Annotated in this window: 26 protein-coding genes; 7 read left to right on the top strand and 19 right to left on the bottom strand. The window is 72.6% G+C overall.

Translation table 11 applies throughout. The annotated features are described in order from the left end of the window. Positions 1–81: 81 nt before the first annotated feature. Positions 82–993, bottom strand: coding sequence for an alpha/beta hydrolase family protein (locus ACFWRT_RS23005; protein ID WP_380953687.1), 912 nt, complete (start codon positions 991–993; stop codon positions 82–84). Between the two features lie 102 nt (positions 994–1,095). Here ACFWRT_RS23005 and ACFWRT_RS23000 point away from each other — a divergent pair, with 102 nt between their 5' ends. Beyond that, positions 1,096–1,665: a TetR/AcrR family transcriptional regulator gene (locus tag ACFWRT_RS23000; RefSeq protein ID WP_380953686.1), complete on the top strand. Its 570-nt coding sequence runs from the start codon at positions 1,096–1,098 to the stop codon at positions 1,663–1,665. A 131-nt stretch (positions 1,666–1,796) separates the two neighbouring features. Then, positions 1,797–2,507: a L,D-transpeptidase family protein gene (locus ACFWRT_RS22995; protein WP_380953685.1), complete on the top strand. Its 711-nt coding sequence runs from the start codon at positions 1,797–1,799 to the stop codon at positions 2,505–2,507. 10 nt (positions 2,508–2,517) lie between these two features. Here ACFWRT_RS22995 and ACFWRT_RS22990 read toward each other — a convergent pair whose 3' ends face one another. From ACFWRT_RS22990 to ACFWRT_RS22960, 7 genes are all read right to left on the bottom strand, one after another. Further along, positions 2,518–3,054, bottom strand: coding sequence for an arginine repressor (locus ACFWRT_RS22990; RefSeq protein ID WP_380953684.1), 537 nt, complete (start codon positions 3,052–3,054; stop codon positions 2,518–2,520). 25 nt (positions 3,055–3,079) lie between these two features. Beyond that, positions 3,080–4,285: an acetylornithine transaminase gene (locus tag ACFWRT_RS22985; RefSeq protein WP_380953683.1), complete on the bottom strand. Its 1,206-nt coding sequence runs from the start codon at positions 4,283–4,285 to the stop codon at positions 3,080–3,082. Next, a complete protein-coding gene (gene argB, locus ACFWRT_RS22980) occupies positions 4,282–5,211 on the bottom strand; it encodes an acetylglutamate kinase (protein ID WP_380953682.1) in 930 nt (309 codons plus the stop codon). The genes ACFWRT_RS22985 and argB overlap by 4 nt, the downstream gene beginning before the upstream one ends. Then, the gene (argJ, locus tag ACFWRT_RS22975; protein WP_380953681.1) at positions 5,208–6,362 is read right to left on the bottom strand and encodes a bifunctional glutamate N-acetyltransferase/amino-acid acetyltransferase ArgJ; all 1,155 of its coding nucleotides are present in this window, start codon (positions 6,360–6,362) and stop codon (positions 5,208–5,210) included. The genes argB and argJ overlap by 4 nt, the downstream gene beginning before the upstream one ends. Further along, positions 6,359–7,387 (bottom strand): N-acetyl-gamma-glutamyl-phosphate reductase, encoded by a 1,029-nt coding sequence (gene argC / locus ACFWRT_RS22970; protein WP_380953680.1) that lies wholly within the window; start codon positions 7,385–7,387, stop codon positions 6,359–6,361. The genes argJ and argC overlap by 4 nt, the downstream gene beginning before the upstream one ends. A gap of 131 nt (positions 7,388–7,518) precedes the next feature. Continuing rightward, positions 7,519–8,406, bottom strand: a complete 888-nt coding sequence (locus tag ACFWRT_RS22965; RefSeq protein ID WP_380953679.1) for a bile acid:sodium symporter family protein — start codon at positions 8,404–8,406, stop codon at positions 7,519–7,521. Further along, positions 8,403–9,686, bottom strand: a complete 1,284-nt coding sequence (locus tag ACFWRT_RS22960; RefSeq protein WP_380953678.1) for a hypothetical protein — start codon at positions 9,684–9,686, stop codon at positions 8,403–8,405. The genes ACFWRT_RS22965 and ACFWRT_RS22960 overlap by 4 nt, the downstream gene beginning before the upstream one ends. 150 nt (positions 9,687–9,836) lie before the next feature. Here ACFWRT_RS22960 and ACFWRT_RS22955 point away from each other — a divergent pair, with 150 nt between their 5' ends. Then, a complete protein-coding gene (locus ACFWRT_RS22955; protein ID WP_380953677.1) occupies positions 9,837–10,358 on the top strand; it encodes an AAA family ATPase in 522 nt (173 codons plus the stop codon). Positions 10,359–10,400: 42 nt separating this feature from the next. Here ACFWRT_RS22955 and ACFWRT_RS22950 read toward each other — a convergent pair whose 3' ends face one another. Further along, entirely contained in the window at positions 10,401–10,730 is a 330-nt protein-coding gene (locus tag ACFWRT_RS22950) for a deoxyxylulose-5-phosphate synthase (protein ID WP_380953676.1), read from the bottom strand. 116 nt (positions 10,731–10,846) lie between these two features. Next, positions 10,847–11,665, bottom strand: coding sequence for a LysR family substrate-binding domain-containing protein (locus ACFWRT_RS22945; RefSeq protein ID WP_380953675.1), 819 nt, complete (start codon positions 11,663–11,665; stop codon positions 10,847–10,849). A gap of 58 nt (positions 11,666–11,723) precedes the next feature. Here ACFWRT_RS22945 and ACFWRT_RS22940 point away from each other — a divergent pair, with 58 nt between their 5' ends. Continuing rightward, positions 11,724–12,116 carry a DUF5997 family protein gene (locus tag ACFWRT_RS22940; RefSeq protein ID WP_380953674.1) on the top strand — a complete coding sequence of 131 codons (393 nt, stop codon included), beginning with the start codon at positions 11,724–11,726 and terminating at the stop codon, positions 12,114–12,116. Between the two features lie 112 nt (positions 12,117–12,228). Here the strand turns inward: ACFWRT_RS22940 and ACFWRT_RS22935 are convergent, their stop codons facing one another. From ACFWRT_RS22935 to ACFWRT_RS22920, 4 genes are all read right to left on the bottom strand, one after another. Continuing rightward, positions 12,229–12,726 carry a peptidylprolyl isomerase gene (locus ACFWRT_RS22935; protein WP_380953673.1) on the bottom strand — a complete coding sequence of 166 codons (498 nt, stop codon included), beginning with the start codon at positions 12,724–12,726 and terminating at the stop codon, positions 12,229–12,231. After that, on the bottom strand, positions 12,723–13,973 hold the full coding sequence (locus tag ACFWRT_RS22930) for a serine hydrolase domain-containing protein (RefSeq protein WP_380953672.1): 1,251 nt from the start codon (positions 13,971–13,973) through the stop codon (positions 12,723–12,725). The genes ACFWRT_RS22935 and ACFWRT_RS22930 overlap by 4 nt, the downstream gene beginning before the upstream one ends. 121 nt (positions 13,974–14,094) lie before the next feature. Further along, positions 14,095–14,670 (bottom strand): histidine phosphatase family protein, encoded by a 576-nt coding sequence (locus tag ACFWRT_RS22925; protein WP_380953697.1) that lies wholly within the window; start codon positions 14,668–14,670, stop codon positions 14,095–14,097. Positions 14,671–14,750: 80 nt separating this feature from the next. Continuing rightward, entirely contained in the window at positions 14,751–16,220 is a 1,470-nt protein-coding gene (locus tag ACFWRT_RS22920; RefSeq protein WP_380953671.1) for an aminotransferase-like domain-containing protein, read from the bottom strand. Between ACFWRT_RS22920 and ACFWRT_RS22915 the strand changes: the two genes are divergently transcribed. Both ACFWRT_RS22915 and ACFWRT_RS22910 read left to right on the top strand, forming a co-directional pair. After that, positions 16,219–17,331 (top strand): DMT family transporter, encoded by a 1,113-nt coding sequence (locus tag ACFWRT_RS22915; RefSeq protein ID WP_380953670.1) that lies wholly within the window; start codon positions 16,219–16,221, stop codon positions 17,329–17,331. The two genes, ACFWRT_RS22920 and ACFWRT_RS22915, sit on opposite strands and share 2 nt — an antisense overlap. Before the next feature lie 49 nt (positions 17,332–17,380). Continuing rightward, complete coding sequence (locus ACFWRT_RS22910) at positions 17,381–17,590, top strand: DUF1918 domain-containing protein (RefSeq protein ID WP_018515301.1); 210 nt, start codon at positions 17,381–17,383, stop codon at positions 17,588–17,590. Positions 17,591–17,656: 66 nt separating this feature from the next. On the opposite strand, the gene ACFWRT_RS22905 is transcribed toward ACFWRT_RS22910, so the two are convergent. Next, positions 17,657–18,916 (bottom strand): glycoside hydrolase family 10-like protein, encoded by a 1,260-nt coding sequence (locus ACFWRT_RS22905; protein WP_380953669.1) that lies wholly within the window; start codon positions 18,914–18,916, stop codon positions 17,657–17,659. 196 nt (positions 18,917–19,112) lie between these two features. Here ACFWRT_RS22905 and ACFWRT_RS22900 point away from each other — a divergent pair, with 196 nt between their 5' ends. Further along, the gene (locus ACFWRT_RS22900; RefSeq protein ID WP_380953668.1) at positions 19,113–19,973 is read left to right on the top strand and encodes a 3-hydroxybutyryl-CoA dehydrogenase; all 861 of its coding nucleotides are present in this window, start codon (positions 19,113–19,115) and stop codon (positions 19,971–19,973) included. 76 nt (positions 19,974–20,049) lie between these two features. On the opposite strand, the gene ACFWRT_RS22895 is transcribed toward ACFWRT_RS22900, so the two are convergent. From ACFWRT_RS22895 to pheS, 4 genes are all read right to left on the bottom strand, one after another. Continuing rightward, on the bottom strand, positions 20,050–20,577 hold the full coding sequence (locus ACFWRT_RS22895) for an NUDIX domain-containing protein (RefSeq protein WP_215038981.1): 528 nt from the start codon (positions 20,575–20,577) through the stop codon (positions 20,050–20,052). 96 nt (positions 20,578–20,673) lie between these two features. Beyond that, positions 20,674–22,053, bottom strand: a complete 1,380-nt coding sequence (locus ACFWRT_RS22890; protein WP_380953667.1) for a transcriptional regulator — start codon at positions 22,051–22,053, stop codon at positions 20,674–20,676. Between the two features lie 411 nt (positions 22,054–22,464). Next, positions 22,465–24,978 (bottom strand): phenylalanine--tRNA ligase subunit beta, encoded by a 2,514-nt coding sequence (gene pheT / locus ACFWRT_RS22885; protein WP_380953666.1) that lies wholly within the window; start codon positions 24,976–24,978, stop codon positions 22,465–22,467. Then, a complete protein-coding gene (gene pheS, locus ACFWRT_RS22880; protein ID WP_164613339.1) occupies positions 24,978–26,117 on the bottom strand; it encodes a phenylalanine--tRNA ligase subunit alpha in 1,140 nt (379 codons plus the stop codon). Before pheS ends, pheT begins: the two co-directional genes overlap by 1 nt. Positions 26,118–26,175 lie beyond the last annotated feature (58 nt).

The following is a 26,175-nucleotide window of genomic DNA, read 5'->3' as shown; positions in this document are numbered from 1 at the left end:
TGGTCCGTATGTTTTGTCAAAGCGGCAGGTCAGGTGTGGTGGGAACGGTCGTACGGGCTGGATCCTGTCGGCCGGTCGGGCTCACTTGACGGCGATGCTCCACGCGCCCTCACCGGCCGGGGCGGCGTCACCGAGGGCGGCCCACGCGGCGGCGTCGAGCGTGAAGGCGTCGAGGAGGTAGGCGGCGACCGCGTCGGCGACGAGGGCGACGCGGTCGGGGTCCTCGTCGGTGGTCTCGGCGACCATCTCACCGGCGACGCCGCCTAGGGTGTGTTCACCTTCGGCGATGGCGAGCAGGGCCTTCGGGGACGGGCTGAGGTGGTAGGCGTCGGTGAACCACTCCGGCCCCCGGGTGGAGAGCTGCGACTGGTCCTTGCCGCCCGCGACGACCAGGGCCGGGGTGGTCATGGTGGAGTAGTCCGGCCTCATGAACGGAAGGTGCTCGGCGGCGAACGGGGTGAGCGTGTCGCCGGTTCCGGTCACCGCGATCAGCGCGCCGGCCGAGACCGCCGGGTGGGAGAAGTCCTCACCGGGGACGCCGTCGGCGTCGAGCACCCGTGCGCCGAGGAGCGCACCGGCACTCTGGGCGCCCCAGGAGTGGCCGACGACCGCGACCCGCTCACGGTCGACGCGCGCCTCCAGGCCGCCGGCCTGACGCAGGATGTCGCCGAGGCCGTCGAGCACCGCGTGGAGGTCGGAGATCCGCACACGCCAGATGGTGGCGAAGCGCGGATCCTCCCAGCCGATGCCGTTGCGGCGGGAGTCCAGGTGGGTGGGTTGCACCACGACGAACCCAGCGGCCGCCCACCGGTCGACGAGGGGCTCGTATCCGTCCAGGGACCAGGCGTTGCCGTGGGAGAAGACGATGACGGGCAGGTTCCGGCCCGACAGCGGGGCGGTGACCTTCACCTGGAGGCCGATGCCGCGGCCGGGCGCGGGGACGGTGATGGGCTTGACCGCGACGATGGGGCGGTCGAGGGGGCGTGAAGACATGGAGGACCTGCGCTTTCCGCACGGGGCCGCTCTGCCATACTTTGGCGGAGCGTCGTTCCGCCAATTTAGCGGAACATTGTTCCGCGAGCAATGGAGGATCCCGTGCCGGAACCGGTCGGAGTACGCCGAGCCCAGGCGGAGCGCACCCGCAGCGGCGTGCTGGCGGCCGCGTCGGCGGTCTTCGTGGACCAGGGGGTCCAGGCCCCCGTCCGCGACATCGCCGAACGCGCCGGTGTGGGCGTGGGCACGATCTACCGGAACTTCCCGACCCGGGCGGACCTCGTCACCGCCGTCTACCGGCACCAGATCGACACCTGCGCCGCCCTCGCCCCCCAGCTCCTGACGGAATCGGCCTCCCCGTTCACCGCCCTGACGCGGTGGGTCGACGCGTTCGTGGAGTTCCTGGTGACCAAGCACGGGCTGGGTGCCGCCCTGGGGTCCGATGATCCGGGGCTGGAGAACCTCCACGCCCTCATGCTCGACACCCTGGTCCCGGCCTGCGCGATGCTGCTGGAAGCCTGCGCCGCCGCCGACGAGGTCAACCCCGGCATCAGCGCCTACACGCTCATGCGCGCCATCGGGAACCTCTGCATCACCGGTCCCGACTACGACCGGGCCGAGGCGCGGCACATGGTCGCGACGCTCCTCGCCGGATGCCGTCGCGCGGTGTAGTGGCAGAGCCTGGCGGGCCGGCGGCTTTCGGTACCTCGCCCGGCTCTCGGTACCTCGCGAGGAGCGAGCCGCTGGGCCGTACGGAGCAGGTCCGGTGGGCGGTCGCACCCGGCCGCCGTACGGTCCGGAGCATGCGCCGACGACCTCTGCCGACCTTCGCCGTACTCCTCACCCTGGCCCTGGGCTCCCTCGGGGCCGCCCCCGCCGACGGCCCGCCTCCCCTCCCGTACCGGCTGGCGTACACCGGCGGCGGCTCGCAGCTCATCACCGCCGAGGCCCCGGACACCGCCTCCACCACGGGCACGGTGACCTGGTGGGAGCGGCGCGGGGGCAGGTGGGTGGCGGCGGGGTCGGCGCCCGCGCGGTTCGGGGCGAACGGGCTGGCCGACGGCGCGACCCGGGAGCAGGGCACCAGCACCACCCCGACCGGCCTGTACGACCTGCCGTACGCCTTCGGCATCCAGGAGGCCCCGGCGCGGACGCGGTACGCCTACCGCAAGGTGAACCAGGACTCCTGGTGGTGCCAGGACAACGCCTCGGCGTCGTACAACCGTTGGGTGGAACCGCGTCCCGCCGACTGCCGGGCGGAGGAGGCCGAGCACCTGGTCGCGTACGGCACGCAGTACGCCCACGCGCTGGTGATCGGCTTCAACTACGACCGTCCGGTACGTGGCCGGGGCGCCGGGATCTTCCTGCATGTCAACGGGCGCGGGGCGACGGCGGGTTGTGTGTCCGTCCCCGCCGACGCCATGGCGGAGATCCTGGCCTGGGCGAAGCCGGAGCGGCGGCCGCACATCGCGGTCGGGACCTCGTCGGGCCCGACCGCGATCACGCGGCTCTGATCGGAAAGGCTCAGCGGTCGTTCTGAGCGAGCCTCAGCAGGTGGTCGGCGAGCGCCTGGCCGCCGTCCGGGTCGCGGCTGATGAGCATCAGCGTGTCGTCGCCCGCGATGGTGCCGAGGATGTCGTGCAGTTCGGCCTGGTCGATGGCCGAGGCGAGGAACTGGGCGGCGCCCGGCGGCGTACGCAGCACCACCAGGTTGGCCGATGCCTCCGCCGAGATGAGCAGTTCGGCCGAGAGCCTGCGCATCCGCTCCTCCTTGGCCGAGCCGCCCAGCGGCGCCTGCGGGGTGCGGAATCCGCCCTCGCTCGGCACCGCGTAGATCAGCTCGCCACCGGTGTTGCGGATCTTGACCGCGCCGAGCTCGTCCAGGTCGCGGGAGAGCGTCGCCTGGGTGACGCTCAGCCCGTCGTCGGCGAGGAGCTTGGCCAGTTGGCTCTGCGAGCGGACCGGCTGCCGGTTCAGGATGTCCACGATCCGGCGGTGGCGGGCGGTGCGGGTCTGCGGCACGGACGGTCCGCCGTGCTCGGTCTCCTGCGCCTCGGTCATCGTCGTCGCCTCATTCTCCGGAGGGTCATGCTCCGGATCGTCCGTCCCCGTGTGCCGCGTCGAGAGCGCTCGGCAGGATCTCCAGGAACGCGTCCACCTCCGCGTCACCGATGATCAGCGGCGGCATGAGCCGTACGACATCGGGGGCGGGCGCGTTCACCAGGAGGCCGGCTCCCTGGGCCGCCTGCTGCACCTGCGGTGCGAGGGGTCCGGTGAGCACGATACCCAGCAGCAGGCCGCTGCCGCGGACATGGGAGACCAGCGGGTGTCCCAGCGCCTCCACGCCGTCGCGGATCCTCTCGCCGAGCCGCTTGACCTCGTCGAGCGCGCCGTCGGCCGCGAGGGTGTCCAGGACGGCGAGTCCGGCGGCGCAGGCGATCGGGTTGCCGCCGAACGTGGTGCCGTGGTGACCGGGCTTCAGCAGGTCGGCCGCCGGGCCGAACGCGACGGTCGCGCCGATCGGGAGGCCGCCGCCGAGCCCCTTGGCGAGGGTGACGAGGTCGGGCTCCACGCCCTGGTGGGCCTGGTGCTCGAACCACTGGCCGCAGCGGCCGATCCCGGTCTGCACCTCGTCCAGGACGAGCAGCGTGCCGGTGGCGCGGGTGATCTCCCGGGCCGCCTCCAGGTAGCCCTTGGGCGGGACGACGACGCCGTTCTCGCCCTGGATCGGCTCGATGACGACGAGGGCGGTGTCGGTGGTGACGGCCGCGCGCAGGGCGTCCACGTCCCCGTACGGCACGTGCGTGACGTCACCGGGCAGCGGGACGAACGGCTCCCGCTTCCCTGGCTGGCCGGTCAGCGCGAGCGCGCCCATGGTCCGGCCGTGGAAGCCGCCGTCGGTGGCCACCATGTGGTGGCGCCCGGTGAGCCGGCCGATCTTGAAGGCGGCCTCGTTGGCCTCGGCGCCGGAGTTGGCGAAGAAGACCCGGCCCGGGCGGCCGAAGAGCTGGAGCAGCCGCTCGGCGAGGGCTACCGGCGGCTCCGCGATGAACAGGTTCGATACGTGGCCGAGGGAGGCGACCTGCGTGGAGACGGCCTCGACGACGGCGGGGTGGGCGTGGCCGAGGGCGTTGACCGCGATGCCGCCGACGAAGTCGAGGTAGCGGGTGCCGTCCTCGCCCCAGACGTACGCGCCTTCGCCGCGGACGAGCGGCAGGCTGGGCGTGCCGTAGTTGTCCATCAGCGCGCCCTGCCAGCGCGAGGTGAGTCCTGCGGCCTCTGTGCCGGTCATGATTCCCCCTGGTCGGATGCTGCGTGTACGTCGATGGGGGCGTCCGGCACGACCATCGTGCCGATGCCCTCGTCGGTGAAGATCTCCAGCAGGATCGAGTGCTGGACCCGCCCGTCGATGACGCGGGCGGTCTCGACGCCGTTGCGCACGGCGTGCAGACAGCCCTGCATCTTGGGGACCATGCCGCTGGACAGCTCGGGCAGCAGCTTCTCCAGCTCGCTCGCGGTGAGCCGGCTGATGACGTCGTCGCTGTTGGGCCAGTCCTCGTACAGCCCCTCCACGTCCGTGAGGACCATCAGCGTCTCGGCGTTCAGCGCGGCGGCGAGCGCGGCGGCCGCGGTGTCGGCGTTGACGTTGTAGACGTGGTGGTCGTCGGCGGAGCGGGCGATGGAGGAGACGACCGGGATGCGGCCGTCGTCGAGGAGCGCCTGGATGGCCCCGGTGTCGATGGCGGTGATCTCGCCGACCCGGCCGATGTCGACGGACTCGCCGTCGATGGTGGGCCGGTGCTGGGTGGCGGTGATGGTGTGGGCGTCCTCGCCGGTCATGCCGACGGCGAGGGGGCCGTGCTGGTTGAGGAGGCCGACGAGCTCGCGCTGGACCTGTCCGGCGAGCACCATCCGTACGACGTCCATGGCCTCCGGGGTGGTGACCCGCAGCCCGGCCTTGAACTCGCTGACCAGGCCCTGCTTGTCGAGCTGGGCGCTGATCTGCGGGCCGCCGCCGTGCACGACGACGGGCTTGAGGCCGGCGTGCCGCAGGAAGACGACGTCCTGGGCGAAGGCGGCTTTCAGCTCCTCGTCGATCATGGCGTTGCCGCCGAACTTGATGACCACGGTCCTGCCGTTGTGCCGGGTCAGCCAGGGCAGCGCCTCGATGAGGATCTGCGCCTTCGGGAGGGCGGTGTGCTTCCGCGCGGCGCTCATGAGCTGTACGCGCTGTTCTCGTGGACGTAGTCCGCGGTGAGGTCGTTGGCCCAGATGACGGCGGACTCGGTGCCGGCGGCGAGGTCGGCGGTGATCTTGACCTCCCGGTAGCGCATGTCGACGAGGTCGCGGTCCTCGCCCACTCCCCCGTTCTTGCAGACCCAGACGTCGTTGATGGCGACGTTGAGCTGGTCCGGCTCGAAAGCCGCCTTCGTCGTGCCGATGGCGGAGAGGACACGGCCCCAGTTGGGGTCCTCGCCGTGGATGGCGCACTTGAGGAGGTTGTTCCGGGCGATGGACCGGCCGACCTCGACGGCGTCGTCCTCGGTGGCCGCGTTGATCACCTCGATCCGGATGTCCTTGGAGGCGCCCTCGGCGTCGCCGATGAGCTGCCGGGCGAGGTCGTCGCAGACAGCCCGTACGGCCTCGGCGAAGGCGCCCTGCTCCGGGGTGATGCCGCTGGCGCCGGAGGCGAGCAGGAGCACGGTGTCGTTGGTGGACATGCAGCCGTCGGAGTCGACCCGGTCGAAGGTGGTGCGGGTGGCGTCGCGGAGAGCGGCGTCCAGCTCCGGGGCGGGCACGTCGGCGTCGGTGGTGAGGACGACGAGCATGGTGGCGAGGCCCGGGGCGAGCATGCCCGCGCCCTTGGCCATGCCGCCGACGGTCCAGCCCTCGCCGCCCGCGACGGCCGTCTTGTGCACGGTGTCGGTGGTCTTGATGGCGATGGCGGCCTTCTCACCGCCGTGTCCGCTGAGGGCGGCGGCGGCCTGCTCGATGCCGGGGAGCAGCTTGTCCATGGGGAGCAGGATGCCGATGAGCCCGGTGGAGGCGACGGCGACCTCTCCGGCGCTGTGGCCTTCCAGCACCTCGGCCACCTTCTCGGCGGTGGCGTGGGTGTCCTGGAACCCCTGGGGGCCCGTACAGGCGTTGGCGCCACCGGAGTTGAGCACGACGGCGGTGACCTCGCCGCCCTTGAGGACCTGCTCGGACCAGAGGACCGGGGCGGCCTTGACGCGGTTGGAGGTGAAGACGCCCGCGGCGGCGCGACGGGGCCCGTGGTTGACCACGAGGGCCAGGTCCGGGTTACCGCTCTCCTTGATTCCGGCGGCGATGCCCGCCGCCGAGAATCCCTGTGCTGCCGTGACGCTCACGGTGCAACTCCGATCGTCGTGAGACCTGTGTCCTCGGGGAGCCCGAGGGCGATGTTCATGCTCTGGAGGGCGCCGCCCGCGGTGCCCTTGGCGAGGTTGTCGATGGCGGTGACGACGACGATCCGCCCGGCGGCCTCGTCGTACGCGACCTGGACCTGTACGGCGTTGGAGCCGTACACCGCGGCGGTGGCGGGCCACTGCCCCTCGGGCAGGAGGTCCACGAACGGCTCGTCCGCGAACGCCTTCTCGTACACCGCGCGCAGGGACTCCGCGCTCACGCCCGGCCCGGCCTTCGCGCTGCACGTGGCGAGGATGCCGCGGGGCATGGGCGCGAGAGTGGGCGTGAAGGAGACGGTGACCGGGTGCCCGGCGGCGGCGCTGAGGTTCTGGATCATCTCGGGGGTGTGGCGGTGCCCGCCGCCGACGCCGTACGGGGTCATGTTGCCCATCACCTCGGAGCCGAGCAGGTGCGGCTTGACCGCCTTGCCCGCACCCGAGGTGCCCGACGCGGCGACGATGACGGCCTCCGGCCCGGCGATACCGGCCTCGTACGCCGGGAAGAGCGCGAGCGAGACGGCGGTCGGGTAGCACCCCGGCACCGCGATCCGCTTGGACCCGGCGAGCGCGGCCCGCCCGCCCGGCAGCTCGGGCAGCCCGTAGGGCCAGGTCCCGGCGTGCGGGGACCCGTAGAACCTCTCCCAGTCCCCCGCGTCCTTCAGCCGGAAGTCGGCCCCCATGTCGACGACGAGGACCTCGTCCCCGAGCTGCTCGGCGACGGCGGCGGACTGCCCGTGGGGCAGCGCCAGGAAGACGACGTCGTGCCCGGCGAGGACCTCGGCGGTGGTGGGCTCCAGCACCCGGCCGGCCAGGGGCCGCAGATGCGGCTGGAGCGAGCCGAGCGTCTGCCCGGCGTTGGAGTGTCCGGTGAGGGCACCGATCTCGACGCCGGGGTGCGCCAGCAGGAGTCGGAGCAGCTCACCGCCGGCGTATCCGCTCGCCCCTGCCACCGCTGCGCGTACCACCATCGGAACCCTCCTCGTCGATGGCATGACTATACGCAGTGCCGCACTTTTATGCAATCAGGGTCGATGTGTAGATGCTCTGGCAGCGGCGCATGACGAAGACCCGGATCACCGGAGCCAGGTACGCGTCATGGTCATCCGGTCGGCTGGCCGAGGCTCTTTCCGGCGTCGGAGTGACGCCGGGTCACCAGGTAGCCGAAGGCGGTCGCGAGGACGTACATGAGCACCGAGTAGACGGCGCTGGGGATCGCGACCTCGGTGCTGTCCAGCACGCTGAGCGCGATGGTGAGGGCCACGGTCGTGTTGTGGATTCCCACCTCCATGGAGCTCGCTATCGCCTGGCGCTCGTCGAGACGGAGCAGCCGCGCACCGGCATAGCCGAGGGTGAGGCTCGCGAGGCAGAAGATGCCGGTCACCAGCCCGACCTGCTGCATGTAGTCGGCCAGGTTCTCCCGCTCACCCAGCAGGGCACCGACCGAAACGATCACCAGCACGACGATGGAGAAGATCCGGACCGGGCGGTCGGCGCGGGCGGCGAAGCCGGCGGAGCGCCGACGGACCGCCATACCGATGGCGACCGGGATGAGCACGATGGCGATCACCTGCACCACCTTGCCGAGTTGCAGGCCGAGGTCGCCCTGGGCGTCGAAGTGGTCGATGGCGAGGTTGGTGATGACCGGGATGGTGATGGCGGCCAGCACCGAGTTGATCGCGGTCAGCGTGATGTTGAGGGCCACGTCTCCTCGGAAGAGATGGCTGAACAGATTGGCCGTGGTCCCGCCGGGGGACGCGGCCAACAGCATCACGCCGACCGCGAGCAGGGGGTCGAGGTCGAAGAGCTTCACCAGCCCGAAGGCCACGAGCGGAAGCACCAGCACCTGCAGCACCAAGGCGACGACCACCGCCTTCGGTGACCGGCTGACCCTCCTGAAGTCGTCGGTGGTCAGGGAGAGCCCGAGGCCGAACATGATGATCGCCAGGGCGATCGGCAGGCCGGTGGTGATGAGTGCCGAGTCGTTCATCGGTGTCCTTGAGGTCGGGAACTGGACGGGGGTGAGGACGGCGGGCGTGTTCCGGCCCACGTGATGGGCGTGTGAGGGGCGGGGGTCGTGGCCGCACGGAGGACCGTGGAGTCGCTGTCACCGTGGGGGTGGCCGGGACGCGTAGGACCGCACGCTCGTGGACCTGGTCGGCCGCTTCGGGGCGTAGGTGAGTCTGACCCACCGCCGAGCTGATGGGGAAGGGTGGCGCAGGCGGCGCTTCCCCGCACCGGGCGGCCGGCAGGACGGGTGCGGAGCCAGTACGAGCGGGCCGTGATGATCAGGGCGGTGCCGTAGACGCCGAAGGCGACCATCCCGATCCAGCCGACCAGCAGCGCGTCGCCCGAGGAGGGGAAGTCGCCGCGCCGCATCGTCACCGCGCCGGCCGTGGCCAGGGTCAGGTATCCGACGCCCACAACGCCGTACGGGGCGAGTGTGGCGGCGCCGAGGAGCGCCGGGGCGAGCGGGAGCCAGGGCGGCACCCGTCGGCCGCGCAGGAACAGCGTCCAGCGCGGGAACACCTGCCCCCACGGGCGGGCCAGGCCCCAGAGCAGGCAGACGCCGAGCGCGGCCAGCAGCGCGGTGGGGTCCAGGCCCCGGGACTCCAGGGCGAGGAAGACCCCCGAGGCGCCGTTTTGCTCCGAGGCCGCGAGCATCTCCTCACCGGTGACCCCGGCGAACGTCCCGCCGGACGCCCAGACCAGCTTCATCGCCGCGTACGGGACGAAGGCCAGCGTCCCCGCCCAGGCGGCGCGCTGGACGAGCCGCGGCGCGGCGGACGGCTCGCGTACGGCGGCCCCGGCGGGCTCACGGTCGGACCGGGCCGTGGCCGCGAGCAGGACCGCTCCGACCGCCGCAAGGGCCTTGTTCGCGGTGGCGGCCCAACTGTCCACGCCCTGACCGAGCATCAGCGTGATCACATCCATCAGCAGGCTGAACGCGGTGATCGCCGCCAGCCCGCAGACCACCCGGAGCAGTACCCGTAGCGCAGGCCGCAGCCCGTACCGCACCACCGCCCCGGCGACCGTGGCCCCCAGCGCACCCACCGCCACGACCGCCCAACCCGGTCCGGACGCCGCTGAGTCACCGCCGTACGGGAACAGGGAGGTCCCGCTCAGCGCGCACGCCAGGCCGAAGCCCGTGTACAGCAGCGCCCACAGCGTCGTCGCCCGGGCCACCCGTCCTGGCCGTCCCTGCCGGCGGGGCCGTCGCTGCCACCCGGCGCTCCGGGGCGCCTTCGTCGTCCGTTCAGCATGGGTCATGTGCCGAACGTGGCATCGGCCGCGGGGGCGTGGCGTCGGCCGCCGGAACGATCCCTCTCCCCCGGTCGGGCGAGTGACCTGTGAGAGTCCCGTACCGCGTTTCCCCTCGCGCCCGTTCCGGCGGCCCGCACCGCACTAGCCTGGGGTCCCATGATCGTATGGCTCAACGGCACCCACGGCGCGGGCAAGACGACGACCAGTGCGCTCGTGCAGCAACTGATTCCGGATTCACGGGTGTTCGACGCCGAGAAGGTCGGCGAGACGCTCATGGACATCACGCCGGCGCTGTCCCGGACGGACAACTTCCAGCACTGGCCGCCGTGGCGGCCCCTCGTGGTCGAGACGGCCCGCCAGGTGCTCGACTACACCGGCGGCACCCTGGTGATGCCCATGACCGTCCTCGTTGAGGACTACTGGCGTGAGATCAGCGCGGGCCTCGCCCAACACTCCATTCCGGTACGGCACTTCGTGCTCCATGCCGACCAGGAGACGCTCCGCGGGCGCATCGAGGGAGACACGGACATGGGCCCCTCCGCCTTCCGCCTCAAGTACCTCGCCCCCTACGCCGAGGCGGCCCGCACCTGGCTGCACGACGAGGCCGAGGTCGTCGACACCACGCACCTCACGCCGGCCGAGGCAGCCCGGCGGATCGTGGAGGCCGTCAGGAGCTGAGGTCGGCGCCGACCGGGCCCGCGCAGGTCGGGGCCGGTCGGGTCAGGGCAGGTCGTGGCGTACGAGGGCCCTGGCGACCGGCTCGCCGCTGCGCTGGGCGTACGTCATCCGCTCGCGTACCTCGCGGACCGTGCGGGGCCGGTAACCGGGGCCGCCGCAGCAGCTCTTGTGGAAGCCGACACCGGCGTTCAGCAGAACGGTGAGCGTGCGCCATGCCGCCGTGTCCCGGCGGCGGGGCGCGGCGAACGCCGATCCCACGTGGACCATCGACTCCGCACAACGCGGGCAGCTCCGCCGCCTCGTGGGGTCGTGGGGCTGCTTGTAGGAGGCCCGGCAGGGAAGGCAGACGTACGAGGTCTTCGCGGGGGGCATGGGTTCAGGCTAGGGGCCGCGTCGCCGGATGACCATCGAGTTCCGGGCGCCCGCTGTCACCAGCAGTTGCAGTCGGTGCCGTGGAGCAGCAGGAAGACCGCCGTCGGCTTTCCGCTCTAGCGACCGCGCGGCTTTCCGCGCTTGCCGCCGGACTGGCCGGCCCTGCCTCCCTTGGGGGCGGCCGCGCGGCGGCCGGTGCCGGGCTGCTTCCCGCCGGTCGCGGGCTTGTGCCCGGAGCCGGCGGCCGCGCCGGCCCGCTTCGCCTTCGCCTTGGCCTTCTCCTTCGCCGACGGCTGCGGCGGGGTGGCGGCGCGGCCCCGGGTGCTGTTGACCGTGCGGCCCCGGACGATGCCGATGAACTCCTCCACCAGGTCCGGAGTCGGCTCCTCCTGCGGCCACGAGAGGGCCACGCGGGACTCGGGGGCCTCCAGGACCGGCCGGTAGGTGAGGTCCTTGCGGTGGTGCAGGCGGGCCAGGGACTGCGGCACGAGGAGCACGCCCACGCCCGCCGCCACCAGCTCGATCGCGTCCGCCGTGGTGGCCGGGCGCTCGATCGCGGGGCGGCCGGGGAGGGTCTCCCAGTCCAGGACGTCGTCGAGCGGGTGCAGAACGATCTCGTCCGCCAGATCGGGGAGCGTGACCTCCTCCGCGGCCGTGGCGGCGTGGTCCTTGGGGATCACCACGACCGTGGTCTCGGTGTAGAGCGGGATCGCGCTGAGCACGTCCCGGTCGACCGGGAGCCGTACGAGCCCCGCCTCGGCACCGCCGTCCGCCAGCAGCCGGCCGGCCTCGGCCGGAGGGACCTGGACGAGCTCCAGAGGGGTGTCGGGCAGCCGCTCGTGCCAGACCCTCACCCACTTGGTCGGCGTCACACCGGGGACGTACGCGAGCCTGAAGGGAGGGGGCGTAGCAGAGGGGGTATCCGAGCCTGTCACGGATCCAGGCTACCGGCAGGTGGTCGGAGGTATGTCCCATGGTCGATACCCTGGACCCATGACGTCGCACAAGACCGCCCAGACCATGAAGCCCGCCACCGCGGCGAAGAAGCTGGGTGTGTACCTCCAGGCCACCCCCGCCGAGTTCCAGGAGGGTGCCGTCTCGCGCACCGAGCTCAACGCCCTCCAGACCGACCCGCCCGCGTGGCTGGTCGAGCTGCGCCGCACCGGGCCGCACCCCCGCCCGGTGGTCGCCGCGAAGCTCGGCATCTCCATCGCGGGGCTCGCCCGCGGTGGGGTCACCGACGCGCTCACCACCGAGCAGGTCGACGCCCTGAAGGACGAGATGCCCGAGTGGCTCCGGAAGGAGCGGGCCACCCAGGCGGAGGTCCGCAAGGAGGCCGCCCGCATCAAGGAGCGCAACGCGGAGCGCGCCGCCCGGTCGAACTGACCGCGGCCCCCGGAGAGAGCACGGGAAAGCCCGGCCGACGCATCGCGTCGGCCGGGCTTTCCCGCATGCCGGGAGCATGCGGAAGCGCGCCGGACCCGAAGGCCCGCTTCGGTCAGAGAACGCCGGACTCGGCGATGGTGACCTTGGCGCGGGTGCGGCCGCTGGAGGAGCCGAGCGCCTCGATCTTGCGGACGAGCTTCAGGCTGTCCTCGTCGGCGACCTCGCCGAAGACGACGTGCTTGCCGTCCAGCCACGGGGTGAGCACCGTGGTGATGAAGAACTGCGAGCCGTTGGTGTTCGGGCCGGCGTTGGCCATCGAGAGCAGGCCCACGCGGTCGTGCTTGAGCTTGAAGTTCTCGTCGGCGAACTTCTCGCCGTAGATGCTCTTGCCGCCGGTGCCGTCGCCGCGGGTGAAGTCCCCGCCCTGGAGCATGAAGTCGGTGATGACGCGGTGGAAGGACGAGCCGGCGTAGCCGAAGCCCTTCTCGCCGGTGGCGAGCGCGCGGAAGTTCTCCGTCGTCTTGGGGACGACGTCGTCGAACAGGTTGAACGTGATCCGCCCTGCGGGCGCGTCGTCGATGGTGATGTCGAAGTAGACCTTGGTTGTCATGGTGACATCCTCACATTCCTGGCAACCGCAGGCGAAACCCGGGTTGGGTCGACGGTGTGGAATGTTGCGTTCCGGTCATTCCCGGGCGGTGTCGTCGAGGACCGCGCGTACACCGCGTCCACCAGGGCCGTCTTCCGTGGATCGTCGGCCACGCCGGAGCCCATCCGGTTCATGACGTACCCGAGGGCGATTCCGGCTTCCGGGTCGGCCAGGCCGCAGGAACCGCCCGCGCCGTCGTGGCCCATCGCCCGCGGATTGGGGCCGTACGAGCCGTTGCGTCCGCTCAGCCAGAGGCCGAGCGCGATCTCCGTCTTGTGGGCGAAGGCGTCGCCGAGGACCAGGTCGCGGCAGGCGCCCTGGCTCTCGCGGACCCGTTCGACGGCCTGCTCGGAGAGGATCCGGTGCCCGCCGAGGCTGCCGCGTCCGGCGAGGATCCCGTAGAGCGCGGCGACGGCGCGGGCGGTGCCGTGGCCGTTGGCGGCGGGGATCTCGGCGGCGCGCCACCCGGGCGTGTTGGCGGCGGCCCGGCCGGTGGGCGGGTTGAGCAGCGAGGCGACGGCCACCGGCTCCATCCGGGCCAGGAGCGCGGCCTGGGCGGCGCGGTCGGCGCGTTCCTGGACGAGTTCGGCGAGCCGGTGGGTCTCCTTCTCGGGGAGGCCGAAGGTGAAGTCGATGTCCAGCGGTCCGGTGACCTCCTGCCGCAGGAACTCCCCGGGCGGCATCCCGCCGACCCGGCGGACCACCTCGCCGACGAGGAACCCGTACGAGATCGCGTGGTAGCCGGACCGGGTCCCCGGCTCCCACATGGGCGCGGTGGCGGCGAGCCTCGCGCAGGTCAGCTCCCAGTCGTACAGCTCGTCGAGCGTGTGGGGTGTGCCGACTCCGGCGACCCCGGAGCGGTGCGAGAGGAGGTGGCGTACGAGGACGGACTCCTTGCCGTGCGCCGCGAACTCCGGCCAGTACGTGGCCACGGGGGCGTCCAGGTCGAGCAGCCCCCGGTCGGCCAGGATGTGGGCGCAGAGCGCGGTGGGGCCCTTGCCCGTGGACCAGACGTTGACGACGGTGTCCCGCTCCCAGGGGCGGGTGCGGGCCTCATCCGCCCAGCCGCCCCAGAGGTCCACCACGGGGACGCCGTCGGAGAGGACGGTGAGGGCCGCGCCCAGTTCGCCGCGGGCGGTGAAGTTCTCCTCGAAGGCGTCCCGGACGCCGGCGAAGCGGTCGTCGCAGTGGCCGTGGATCTGTGGCACCTGGGCTCCTTCGGTACGTGCGTGGCGGGACCGATGCCCCTGCAACGTACCGACCGGTCGGACCGGAAGGAAGGGCGCGAGCCCGGCGGGCTCAGCGGATGCCGGGTCAGCGGATGCAGGGTCAGCGGATGCCGGACTCCAGGCTCAGGCTCCAGCGGCCGGGCACTCCGGCGAGCGTGATCGTGGAGAGCGGGCGGACGTCCACGTTCCAGTACGCCGTCGGCGGCACGTTCAGCGCGTAGACCAGGGCCGCGCGGATCACCGCGGGTTCGGCGACCGCGACGATGAACCCGTCGCAGGCCGGGCGGGTGTCCAGCCAGCCCCCGATCCGCCCGATGAAGGTGAGGAGGGACTCGCCGCCGTGCGGGGAGCCGCCCGGGTCGGCGAGCCAGGCGGCGACGGCGGCCGGTTCGCGGGCGGCGACCTCGGCCAGGGTCATCCCGCGCCAGCGGCCCATGTCGCAGTCGCGCAGGGCGGGCTGGGCCATCGGGGCGTAACCGAGCGCGTCGCCGGTGGCACGGCTGCGCGGGGTGGGCGAGCAGTACCGCAGTTCGGCCGCCCCGAGCGGCACCAGGGTGTGGGCGACGAGCTGCACCTCGTGCCAGCCGGCCTGGTCGAGCGGCCGGTCGTCGTCGAAGCGCTCGGCCAGGCGGGGCGACGTGCGCGCCGCCGCGACCAGGGTGACCCGATGCGTCATGGCGGGATGCGTCATGGCCGGATCGTGGTGCCGAACGGTTGAACGGTCAAGGGGGCACCGGGTGGCGCGGTCCCCGCTGGTCAGTTTCCGGCCACCCCCGGCAGGCCCAGCCCGTCGTACGCCGTACGCAACCGGCGCACGCCCTCCGCGATCTCGGCCGCTCCCGACACCGCCGCGAAGCTCAGCCGCACGTGTCCCGCCGGGGGTTCGGCGCAGAAGTACGGGCTACCCGGGGCGATGGCGACCGAGGCGCGCAGGGCGGCGGCGGCGACAGCCGCCTCGTCGGGGCCCGTGCCCGCGCCGGTCGCCGGGATCCGCGCCCAGAGGCTGCCGCCGCCCGCCGGCACGTGGGGCAGGGCGAACTCCGGCAGCTCGGAGCGGAGGGCGGCGGCCATCACCGTACGGCGGCTCGCCAGCTCCGCCGCGACGGCGGCCAGGTGGCGGCCCCAGGACGGGGAGCCGACGAGTTCGAGCGCGGCCTCCTGGAGCGGCCTCGGTACGAAGAAGCTGTCGACGACCTGGATGGCGCGCAGGCGTTCCAGCACCGGGCCCCGGGCGGCCAGCGCCCCGACCCGGAGGCTGGGCGAGGTGACCTTGGTGAGCGAGCAGACGTGGACGACCACCCCGTCGGGGTCGTCGGCGGCCAGGGGCGCCGGGAGCGGTCCGGCGTCCTCGTGGACGAGCCGCCGGGCGAAGTCGTCCTCGATGACGAACGCCCCGGCCGCCCGGGCGATCGCCAGGACCTCGGGCCGGCGGGCGGGGGCGAGGGTGGCTCCGGTGGGGTTCTGGAAGAGCGGCTGGGTGACGAGGACCCGGGCCCCGGTGGCCGTGAACGCGTCGACGAGCAGCTCGGGCCGGACCCCGTCCGCGTCCATCGGGACGGGGACCGGGCGCAGCCCCGTGGCGCGGGCGACCGCGAGCATGCCGGGGTAGGTGGGTGACTCGACCAGGACCGGGGCGCCGGGCGGGGCGAGGGCGCGCAGGGCGGTGGCCAGGGCGCTCTGGCCACCCGCGGTGATCAGGACGTCGGCGCCGGAGAGGGCCGGGCCGATCTCGCGGGCGAACCAGGACCGCAGTTCGGGCAGCCCATCGGTGGGCGGGCGGCCCCAGGCGCCCGGGCGGCGGCCGGCCCGGGCGAGGGCGGCGGCCAGGGCCCGCTCCGGCTGGAGGGAGGCGTGGAGGTAGCCGCCGTTGAACTCGATGGTGCCGGGCGGTGGTGCGGCGAGCGTGGCCAGGACCCCGGAGGCGTCGACCGTACGCGGCACGACCTCGGGTCCGCCGTCGCCGCTCAGCGACACCTCCTGCCAGGACGTGTCACAGGGGGCGGGCACCTCGGCACGCGGCTCGGCCCGGAAGGCTCCGGAGCCGGGGCGGGTGGTGACGAGCCCTTCGGCGGCGAGCTGGGCGATGGCGCGGGAGACAGTGACCGGGCTGACCCGGAAACGTTCGACGAGCGCGCGGCTGGACGGGAGCTTTCCACCGGGTGAGTAGCGGTTGAGTTCGGCCCGCAGGGAAGTGACCAGTTCGGCGACGCTGCTACGCTCTTGCATGAGAGCACAGGATAGCGCTACCGGACCTGGAACGATAGCGGTCACCACTGATATGGCGGCCTCGCCGACCCCCGGTACGGAGATCCCGCCGACGCCCGGTCCCGGCGCCCCGCCGCACACCGCCAAGGCCTCCGCCCCGGACGCCCCGCCGCACACCGCCGAGGCCTCCGCCCCGGACACCCCGCCGCACCCCGCGCAGCCGCCCGCCCGCCGTGGCACGCTCCTCGCCGCGCTCGGCGTCGTGGCGTTCTCGCTCACCTTCCCCTCCACCGCCTGGGGCCTGGAGAGCTTCGGCCCCTGGTCCCTCGTCGCCCTGCGCTCCACGCTGGCCGCCCTGATCGCGGGCGGCTTCCTGCTGGCGGTCCGTGCACCGGTGCCCGCGCGCCGCCACTGGGGCGGGCTCGCGGTGGTGGCGGGCGGTGTGGTGATCGGGTTTCCGCTGCTGACGACCCTCGCCCTCCAGACCTCCACCACCTCGCACGCGGCCGTGGTCGTGGGGCTGCTGCCGCTGACGACGGCGGTGCTGGGATCCCTGCGTACCGGCGAGCGCCCTTCCCGTATGTTCTGGGTCGCGGCCCTCGCCGGGGCGACCGTCGTCATCGGCTTCACCGTGCAGCAGAGCGGCGGCGCCCTCACCTCGGGCGACCTGTATCTGTTCGGCGCGCTGCTGGTGTGTGCGGCCGGGTACACCGAGGGTGGCCGGCTGGCCCGGGTGATGCCGGGGTGGCAGGTGATCGGCTGGGCGCTGATCCTGTGCCTGCCGCTCGCGGTGGCGGGCAGCGCGGTGGCCGTGCCGCTGGAGCCGGTCCACCTCACCGCGCACGGCGTCCTCGGCCTGGTCTGGGTGGCCGCCGGATCGACGTTCTTCGGGCTGTACGTCTGGTACAAGGGCATGGCCGAGATCGGTGTACCCCGGGCCAGTCAACTCCAGCTCGCCCAGCCGCTGCTGACGCTGGCGTGGTCGTTCCTGCTGCTCGGCGAGGAGGTGTCGGCGGCGGCTCCCCTCGCGGCGGTGGCGGTGCTGGTCTGCATCGCCGCCACCCAGCGGACAGGCCGCCGGGGCCGGGCGGCGCGGCGTTCAGCAGGGGAAACCGCACCCGTGCGGTCATAGACTTGGCCGTACGGGCAGGCGGACCGTCACCGTAAGGAGGTCACTCCCGATGGAGGCACACGCGGGCGACCGGTTGCTGATGCACGGCAGGACCGTGGGACAGCACGACCGGGTCGCAGAGATCATCGAAGTGCTCGGGGACGGGGGCGCCCCTCCGTACCGGCTCCGTTTCCCCGACGGGCACGAACACCTGATGTCCCCCGGCCCCGACAGCGTCGTCCAGCACATCGAGGCACCGCAGGGCCGGCAGCCGCAGTAGGAGGAGAACCGACCGGGAGCTGGGGGCAGGGGTCCGAGCGGCCCCCAGCCCCCTCACACCGCCCGGTCAGCGTGGCGCGCGCACCCGGTCCTGGTAGTGGTCGGCGACCACCCGGGCCATCGCGCCGATCCGGTCCGCCGCCACATGCTTGGCGGAGAAGAAGATGTGCCCGCCCACCTCCTCGTGGTCCCGGGCCAGGGTGAGGTGGCGGGAGAGTTCCGCCGGGTCCTGCCAGGGAGCGGGCTGGGCCGGGTCACCCGCCTTGTACAGCGCCTCCCCCACGTACAGGCCCACGCCCGTGCCCCGCACGGTGGCGGCCCACCAGGCGAGGACCTTGGCGTAGTCGGCGGTGGCGAGGCCGATGTGCCAGTAGATCTGCGGGCAGATGTAGTCGATCCACCCTTCCCGGACCCATTTACGGGTGTCGGCGTGCAGGTCGTCGTACGTCTCCACGCCCGCCCGGGTGTCGGAGCCCAGCGGGTCGGTGGCCTTGTTCCGCCAGACGGCGAAGGGGCTGATGCCGAACCGGACGCCCTGCCGGGTCTCCCGGATCCGCTCGCCCATCTCGCGCACCAGCCGGTCCACGTTGTCGCGGCGCCAGGCGGCCTTGTCCGGGAAGCCGCCCCCATACCGCTCGTACGCGGCGTCGTCCTCGAACTCCTGGCCCGCCACCGGATACGGGTAGAAGTAGTCGTCCCAGTGCACCGCGTCGATCTCGTACCGGCGCACGGCGTCCAGCATCGCGTCCTGGACGAAGCGGCGGACCTCCGGCAGCCCCGGGTCGTAGTAGAGCTTCCCGCCGTACGGCAGGACCCACTCCGGGTTGCGCCGGGCCGGATGCGAGGCGGCGAGGCGGGTGGGGTCCGTGTGGTTCGCCACCCGGTAAGGGTTGAACCAGGCGTGCAGTTCGAGCCCCCGGTCGTGCGCCTCACGGACGGCGGTGGCCAGCGGGTCCCACCCTGGGTCCTGGCCCTGGACTCCGGTGAGGCAGTCGGCCCACGGTTCGTACGGGGAGGGCCACAGGGCGTCCGCGGTGGGGCGGACCTGGAGCACCACCGCGTTGAGCCGCAGTTCGACCGCCCGGTCCAGGTGGGCGATGAGCTCGGCCTCCTGGGCCGACGCCGTCAGGCCCTTCTTGGACGGCCAGTCCAGGTTGGCGACCGTGGCGATCCAGACGCCCCGCAGCTCGCCCCGAGCGAGACGGTCCTCGCCGCCGCCTCCTTGCCATACGGGAGAGGCCACCGCGTCACCGCCCGTCGTCATCGCCGCCACCAGTCCGGCCGCAACCGCCACGAGCGATCTCCGGGTCATTCCTGTACGTCGCATGCGCCACACTCGTCCCTTCACGTCGACCACCACCCCCCTCGCTTTACGTAACAGGATGATGCCCTTCCGTAGCCGGATGACCCGCGGGTCACGGGGGTGGGCTCGCGGAGTAACGTCGTGGGGTCGAGGCGGGCACCGGAATCACACGGGAACCTGCACTGCGGAGAACATCGAAAGGAACGAGGTGACGGACTCTATGGCCGACATTGCACGCGTCGGGGTGGTCGGCTGTGGCCAGATGGGCGCAGGTATCGCGGAGGTGTGCGCGCGCAGCGGCCTTGAGGTCAAGGTCGCCGAGACCACCGGCGAGGCGCTGGAGATCGGCCGCACCCGGCTGCACAACTCCCTCTCCAAGGCCGCCGAACGCGGCAAGATCACCGCGGAGGAGCGGGACGAGACCCTGGGCCGCCTCAGCTTCACCACCGACCTCGGGGAGTTCGCCGACCGCGACCTCGTCATCGAGGCCGTCGTGGAGAACGAGCAGGTCAAGACGGAGATCTTCCAGGTCCTGGACCAGGTGGTGGTCCGGCAGGACGCGATCCTGGCCTCCAACACCTCCTCCATCCCGCTGGTGAAGCTGGCCGTCGCGACCTCGCGCCCGGACCGGGTCATCGGCATCCACTTCTTCAACCCGGCGCCCGTCCAGAAGCTGGTCGAGTTGATCCCGGCGCTGACCACGTCGGACGAGACGATCGCGCGCGCCGAGGCCGTCGTGCAGGACGTGCTGGGCAAGCACCCGATCCGCGCCCAGGACCGGTCCGGCTTCGTCGTCAACGCGCTGCTGATCCCGTACCTGCTCTCCGCGATCCGGATGTTCGAATCGGGCATCGCGAGCCGCGAGGACATCGACAACGGCATGGAGATGGGCTGCGCCCACCCGATGGGTCCGCTGAAGCTCGCGGACCTGATCGGCCTGGACACCGTGGCCTCGGTCGCCGACTCGATGTACGCCGAGTACAAGGAGCCGCTGTACGCCGCCCCGCCTCTCCTCCAGCGCATGGTCGACGCGGGCCGCCTCGGCCGCAAGACGGGGTCGGGCTTCTACCCGTACGCCTGACCCTTCTTTTCGAGGAGCCGGTCCCGGACACCCCGGGGCCGGCTCCTCGCGCGTTCGGAGCCGTTCAGGAGGTTGTTCAGAGCCGCAGGTGGTGCAGCATCAGCAGGGCCGCCGCCATGTTCGCCGCGGGCACCTCGCCCCGGGCGATCATGTCCGGGATGAGCTTCAGCGGTATCCACTCACGGCGTGAGGACTCGAAGGCGTCCTGCGGAGGGCCCGTGTACTGCGCCTCTTCGGCCCAGTAGAGGTGGTGGCGGGCGTCGGTGAGGCCGTTGGCCGGCTCCACGGTGAGGAGGGGACGCAGGGGGCCTGGGCGCCAGCCCGTCTCCTCCTCCATCTCGCGGGCCGCCGCCGCCGCGATGTCCTCGCCGTCCTCGACGACGCCCGCCGCCAGCTCCCACCCCCAGCTGTCGGTGATGAACCGGTGGCGCCAAAGCAGCAGCACCTCGTCCGCCGCGTTGACGACCGTGGCCGCGGCGACGGGCCGCAGCCGGATGACGTAGTGGTCGAGGTGGCTGCCGTCGGGCAGCTCCACATCGGCCAGGTTCACCCGGAACCAACGGTTCTGATACACATTCTGTTCGCTTACGTTCGTCCACTGCACGGTTCTGCCGCCTTTCGACATGTCGGGGCAACATGCCAGCAGGGTCGGCCGCGCAGGGGAACGAACGGCGGGCGCGTGGCGGGGGCGCGGCGGAGCTCACAGAGGCACGCGGAGCGCCCCGCCGATCACATCGGCCGTCTGTACGGCGTCGGCGCAGCCGCTCTCCGCCAGCTCCCGCCGCATCTGGCGCAGCCGGTCGCGCAGCCGCTGGGACTCCATCCCCCGGGCCCGCTCGGCCATTTCGGCGGCGGTGGTGGCCGCCCGGTCCGGCTCGCCCTGGAGCAGCTCGATATGGCTGAGCATCGCGAGCCGGTGCACGCGCCCCCGGTCGTGCGCCGGGGCGCGCACGGCGGAGGTCGCGTGCTCCCGTGCCGCCGGCAGATCACCGAGGCTGAGCAGCGCCTCCGCCACCTGGACGTCGACCAGACCCGGCTGGACGTACCCGGTCTCGTCCGGCTCCCGCCCGGTGTGGATCCGGCCCGCCTGGGCCTCGGCCCGCCGGATGCAGGCGCGGGCGCTCGCCGCGTCGCCGAGCTGGGCGTACGCCTTGGCCTGCATGGCGTGCAGATCGGCGGCGAGCGCCGGGGTGATGTGGTTCCCCGCCGCCCTCAGCGCGGCCTCGGCGAAGGCGATGGAGCGGCGGTGGTCGCCGAGGAAGAGGGACTGGGTGGTCAGCAGGGCGATCACATAGCCGCCGAGCGCCCGGTCCCCGCTGGACTTGGCGAGCCGCAGCGCCTGGTGGAAGTAGCGCTGGGCGAGGCCGTGGGCGTCGGAGTCGTACGCGCAGATTCCGGCCATCGCCACCAGGGCCGCCGTCGCGCGGTGCAGCCGGCGGCCGAGCGCGTCGCTGTAGCCGCCGCGCAGCAGCGGTGCGGCCTCGGCGTTGAGGAAGCGGACGATCCGGGGTCTGGTCGCGATGCCGCCCGCCTTGCGGTACATCTGCTCGTAGTGGTCGCGCGCGGACCGGAGCGTCTCTATGTCGGCCGCGCTGACCCGGCCGGGGCCCGGCCGGGAGACGTCGGTGTCCTCCGGCGGGTTCTCCCACTCCCAGACCGGCATCACCGCCGTGGTCCCGGTGACGGCGGGGACGGTGGCCAGGTGGGGGCGCTGCTGTTCGTCCGAGCGCCAGAGCGCGGTGGCCCGCTCGACGAAGCCGGAGAGGGAGGCGCCGGCCGGCGCGTCCCCGGTGCCGTGACCACTGCCGTACCCACCGCCGTAACCGCCACCGGAGACGACGCCCATGCCGATGTCGTCCAGCACGACCGGGCGGCCCAGCCGGCCGCCCAGCACCTCGCAGATCAGGTCCGGCACCTGGCCGCGTGGGCGCTGGCCCTTCAGCCAGCGGGAGACCGCCGTGTGTTCGTACCGCAGGGTCAGGCCGCGCGTCCGGCCCGCCCGGTTGACATGACCGGCGAACCCCGCCCGGGACATCCCGGCCTCGTCGATCAGGGATTCGAGCAGGACGTTCGGCTCCATGGTCCCCCCAGGTGCGTGTCGCAATGAGCCTAGTCCAGCACGTTTCACACGGGGTGTGAACGGAATGCCCGAACCGTCGGGCCGTGCACTCTGCCGCGCCGGGCCGGGGGTCGGTTGAATGAGCTCCTCGCAAGAGGCGGCCGGGTCGTCGGCTCCCCCTCGTAACAGTTGACGACCCGCACCCGCGTCCGTCCGCACCGCCGGCCTGCCCGACACTCCGTGGCCGTGCGGACGGGCGCCGGATCGCACGACCCACTGCCCAACGACGAAGGAGGGTGGCTGCGGGTCGGGGCCGGAACCGCGCTTCCTCCCGGTTCCGTGTCCGGTCCGCGCGCGATCCCGCCGCCCGCGAGAGAAGGAGAAGGGGCGTATCCGGTGGCCGGATACGCCCCTTCTCAACGCCCTGCGGGACTACGCGCCGCGCAGCACCGCGCCCGTGCGCTCGGCGGCCAGGGCCACCGCGCTGTCGCGGGCGGCCGATGCCTCGTCCACGGTCAGCGTGCGGTCGGCGGCGCGGAAGCGGAGCGCGTACGCCAGGGACTTGTTGCCCCCGCCGATCTGCTCGCCGGTGAAGACATCGAACAGCCGCAGCGATTCGAGGAGTTCACCCGCGCCCTCGCGCAGCGCCCGCTCCACGTCGGCGGCCGGGACGTCCCCGGCGACGACGAGCGCGACGTCCTGGGTCGCCACCGGGAAGGTGGAGATCCTGGGCGCCTGGAGGGCTCCGTCGACGGCCTGCTCCAGGACGTCCAGCTCGACCTCCGCGGCGCAGGTCCGCTCGGGCAGGTGGAGCGCCTTGATGACGCGCGGGTGGAGTTCGCCCGCGTGCCCGAAGAGGGTCTCCTCGCCGTTCACGGTGACGTACAGCGCGGCGCAGCGGCCCGGGTGCCACGGGGCGTGCTGGTCGGCGCGGACGGTGACCTCAACACCGGCCTCCGCGGCGATCGAGCGGGCCGCCTCGACGGCGTCCGCCCAGGTCGCCGGGGTGCCCTTGCCCCACCAGCCGGCCTGCTCGCGGGCGCCCGCGAGGACGACGGCGGCACGGCGCGGCTGACGCGGGAGGGCTGCGTCGAGACCGGCGATCTCCTCGTCGGTGGGCCGGCGGTCGACGGGCAGCCGGACGGCGGCCGTCTCCTCACCCGTGGGCCGGAAGACCAGACCCATCTCGAAGAGGGCGAGGTCGTGGCTGCCCCGGCCGTCGTTGCGCCGCAGTGCGCCGAGGAGGCCCGGCAGCAGCGTGGTGCGCAGGGCCGGCTCCTCGTCGGAGATCGGGTTGACGAGCTTGACCGTACGGCGGCGCTCGTCGTCCTTCTCCAGGCCGAGCTGGTCGAGGACCGCGTCGCCGATGAACGGGTAGCTCAGCGCCTCGACGTAACCGGCTCCGGCCAGCACCCGGCCGATGCGGCGGTGCAGCCGCTGGCGGTCGGTGAGACCGCGCCCGGAGGGCGGCGTCGGCAGGGTGGAGGGCAGGTTCTCGTAGCCCTCCAGGCGGATGACCTCTTCGGCCAGGTCGTTCGGCTCGTTCAGGTCGGGCCGCCAGGACGGGACGGTGACGATCAGCTCGTCCTGCCCGTAGACGTCGCAGCCGACCTCCTGGAGGCGGCGGACGACGGTCTCGCGCCCGTACTCCACACCGGCCACCTTGTCGGGGTGGTTCGCCGGCATGGCGATGGTGCGCGGGGCGTGCGGCGCGGTGATCTCGGTGACCCCGGCCTCGGCGGTGCCGCCCGCGAGGAGGACCAGCAGGTCCACCGTGCGCTGCGCCGCCGCTGCGGCCGCCTGCGGGTCGACGCCGCGCTCGAAGCGCTTGGACGCCTCGGAGGACAGCTTGTGGCGGCGCGCGGTGCGGGCGATCGAGATCGCGTCGAAGTGCGCGGCCTCGATGACGACCTCGGTGGTGAGCGCGTGCTCGCCGTCCGCGTCGGCGATCTCGGTGTTGGCGCCGCCCATGACGCCCGCGAGGCCGATCGGCCCGCGGTTGTCGGTGATGACCAGGTCCTCGGCGTCCAGCACGCGCACGGCGCCGTCCAGGGTGGTGAGCTTCTCGCCCTGGGTGGCGCGGCGCACGCCGATCGGCCCGTCGACCCGGGTGCGGTCGTAGGCGTGCAGCGGCTGGCCGAGCTCCAGCATCACGTAGTTGGTGACGTCGACGGCCAGCGAGATCGGCCGCATCCCGGCCTTCTGCAGGCGGCGCTGCATCCAGATCGGGGAGCGGGCCTCGGGCTGGAGACCGGTGACGGTGCGGGCGGTGAAGCGGTCGCAGCCGATCGGGTCCGAGATCTTGACCGGGTAGCCGTACGCGTTGGGCGCGGGCACGTCCAGGAGCGCCGGGTCGCGCAGCGGCAGCCCGTAGGCGGTCGCGGTCTCGCGGGCGACACCGCGCAGGGACAGGCAGTAGCCCCGGTCCGGGGTGACGGCGATGTCGAGGACCTCGTCGACGAGCTGGAGCAGCTCGATCGCGTCGGTGCCGACCTCGTGCTCCGGCGGCAGCACGATGATGCCGTGCGTGCCGTCGTCGCCCATGCCGAGCTCGTCGGTGGAGCAGATCATGCCGTGCGAGGTCTTGCCGTACGTCTTGCGGGCGGCGATCGCGAAGTCGCCGGGCAGGACGGCGCCCGGGAGGACCACGACGACCTTGTCGCCGACGGAGAAGTTACGGGCGCCGCAGACGATCTCCTGCGGTTCGCCGGTGCCGTTGGCGGTGCCGACGTCGACCGTGCAGAAGCGGATGGGCTTCTTGAACCCCTCCAGCTCCTCGATGGTCAGGACCTTGCCGACGACCAGGGGGCCCTTGAGGCCCGCGCCGATCTGCTCGACGGTCTCGACCTCCAGGCCGACGGAGACGAGCTTGGCCTGTACGTCACGGCCGGTCTCCGTCGCCGGCAGGTCGACGTACTCCCGCAGCCAGGAAAGCGGGACGCGCATCAGATCTCCATCCCGAACGGCCGGGTGAACCGGACGTCACCCTCGACCATGTCTCGCATGTCTTCGACGTTGTGGCGGAACATCAGCATCCGTTCGATGCCGAACCCGAAGGCGAATCCGCTGTACTTCTGGGGGTCCACGCCGCAGGCGGTCAGCACCTTGGGGTTGACCATGCCGCAGCCGCCGAGCTCGATCCAGCCCTCGCTGCCGCAGGTGCGGCAGGGGCGGTCCGGGTTGCCGACGGACTCGCCGCGGCAGACGTAGCAGACCATGTCCATCTCGGCGGACGGCTCGGTGAACGGGAAGAAGTTCGGCCGCAGCCGGGTCTTCATGTCCGGCCCGAAGAGCGCCTGGACCATGTGGTCGAGGGTGCCCTTGAGGTCGGCCATGGTGAGGCCCTCGTCGACGGCGAGCAGCTCGATCTGGTGGAAGACCGGGGTGTGCGTGGCGTCCAGCTCGTCGGTGCGGTAGACCCGGCCGGGGCAGACCACGTAGACGGGGGGCTTGCGCTCCAGGAGCGAGCGGGCCTGGACCGGGGAGGTGTGCGTACGCAGCACGACACCGGACTCGTCGCCCTCGGTCGCCTTGCCGTCGGGCGTGGTGCCCTGGACGAAGAAGGTGTCCTGCATCTGGCGGGCCGGGTGGTCGGGCACGAAGTTCAGGGCGTCGAAGTTGAACCACTCCGCCTCGACCTCGGGGCCCTCGGCGATCTCGTAGCCCATGGCCACGAAGACGTCCGCGACCCGCTCCATGATGGTCGTCAGCGGGTGGCGGGCGCCGGCCGGGACGCGGTCGTAGGGCAGCGTGACGTCCACGGCCTCCTCGACGAGCACGCGAGCGTCACGCTCGGCCTCCAGCTCGGCCTGGCGCGCGGCCAGGGCCTTGGAGACGGCGCCGCGGGCCTGGCCCACGCGCTTGCCCGCCTCGGCCTTGGCCTGCGGGGGCAGGGCGCCGATCTCGCGGTTGGCGAGCGACAGGGGCGAGGTACCTCCGGTGTGCGCGGTCTTCGCCTGGGCGAGCGCGTCGAGGTCGCCGGCGGCGGCGAAGGCGGCGAACGCCTCGTCCCGCATGCGCTCGATCTCTTCCGGTTTCAGTGCCTCGACCTCGACTGGGTCGTACGACTTGTTCGGTGCCGACATCTCTTCCCGTGCTTCCGATTGGCTGGTGGCGCGACCCCGCTCGACGACTGGAGGACGC

Origin of the sequence: Streptomyces cyaneofuscatus (genome assembly GCF_042718795.1) — a bacterium.
Classification (GTDB): domain Bacteria; phylum Actinomycetota; class Actinomycetes; order Streptomycetales; family Streptomycetaceae; genus Streptomyces; species Streptomyces cyaneofuscatus_A.
This window is presented reverse-complemented; position numbering and strand designations above follow the sequence as displayed.